Source organism: Streptomyces sp. NPDC001108 (genome assembly GCF_053598535.1).
In genome coordinates this window covers 1-1415 of sequence record NZ_JBSFKL010000042.1, presented here as the reverse complement: position 1 = coordinate 1415, position 1415 = coordinate 1, and the positions used below count along the sequence as shown (strand labels likewise).

General features: G+C 55.6%; 1 rRNA gene (running past one end of the window). It reads left to right on the top strand.

What is annotated here, in order from left to right:
* Positions 1-1393, top strand: a 23S ribosomal RNA gene (locus tag ACWC97_RS33895) (it extends 1798 nt beyond the left edge of the window).
* The last annotated feature ends 22 nt before the right edge of the window (positions 1394-1415 follow it).

Sequence of the window (1415 nt, the reverse complement as noted above, 5' to 3'; positions counted from 1 at the left end):
GCTGAGACCTGATGCCGAGCCGATTGTGGTGAAGTGGATGATCCTATGCTGTCGAGAAAAGCCTCTAGCGAGTTTCATGGCGGCCCGTACCCTAAACCGACTCAGGTGGTCAGGTAGAGAATACCGAGGCGTTCGGGTGAACTATGGTTAAGGAACTCGGCAAAATGCCCCCGTAACTTCGGGAGAAGGGGGGCCACTCTTGGTGATTGGATTTACTCCATGAGCTGGGGGTGGCCGCAGAGACCAGCGAGAAGCGACTGTTTACTAAAAACACAGGTCCGTGCGAAGCCGTAAGGCGATGTATACGGACTGACGCCTGCCCGGTGCTGGAACGTTAAGGGGACCGGTTAGCTGACTTTCGGGTTGGCGAAGCTGAGAACTTAAGCGCCAGTAAACGGCGGTGGTAACTATAACCATCCTAAGGTAGCGAAATTCCTTGTCGGGTAAGTTCCGACCTGCACGAATGGCGTAACGACTTCTCGACTGTCTCAACCATAGGCCCGGTGAAATTGCACTACGAGTAAAGATGCTCGTTTCGCGCAGCAGGACGGAAAGACCCCGGGACCTTTACTACAGTTTGATATTGGTGTTCGGTTCGGCTTGTGTAGGATAGGTGGGAGACTTTGAAGCGGCCACGCCAGTGGTTGTGGAGTCGTCGTTGAAATACCACTCTGGTCGTGCTGGATGTCTAACCTGGGTCCGTGATCCGGATCAGGGACAGTGTCTGATGGGTAGTTTAACTGGGGCGGTTGCCTCCTAAAGGGTAACGGAGGCGCCCAAAGGTTCCCTCAGCCTGGTTGGCAATCAGGTGTTGAGTGTAAGTGCACAAGGGAGCTTGACTGTGAGACCGACGGGTCGAGCAGGGACGAAAGTCGGGACTAGTGATCCGGCAGTGGCTTGTGGAAGCGCTGTCGCTCAACGGATAAAAGGTACCCCGGGGATAACAGGCTGATCTTCCCCAAGAGTCCATATCGACGGGATGGTTTGGCACCTCGATGTCGGCTCGTCGCATCCTGGGGCTGGAGTCGGTCCCAAGGGTTGGGCTGTTCGCCCATTAAAGCGGTACGCGAGCTGGGTTTAGAACGTCGTGAGACAGTTCGGTCCCTATCCGCTGTGCGCGTAGGAATATTGAGAAGGGCTGTCCCTAGTACGAGAGGACCGGGACGGACGAACCTCTGGTGTGCCAGTTGTTCTGCCAAGGGCATGGCTGGTTGGCTACGTTCGGGAGGGATAACCGCTGAAAGCATCTAAGCGGGAAGCCTGCTTCGAGATGAGTATTCCCACCAACTTGATTGGTTAAGGCTCCCAGTAGACGACTGGGTTGATAGGCCAGATGTGGAAGCCCGGTGACGGGTGGAGCTGACTGGTACTAATAGGCCGAGGGCTTGTCCTCAGTTGCTCGCGTCCACTGTGTT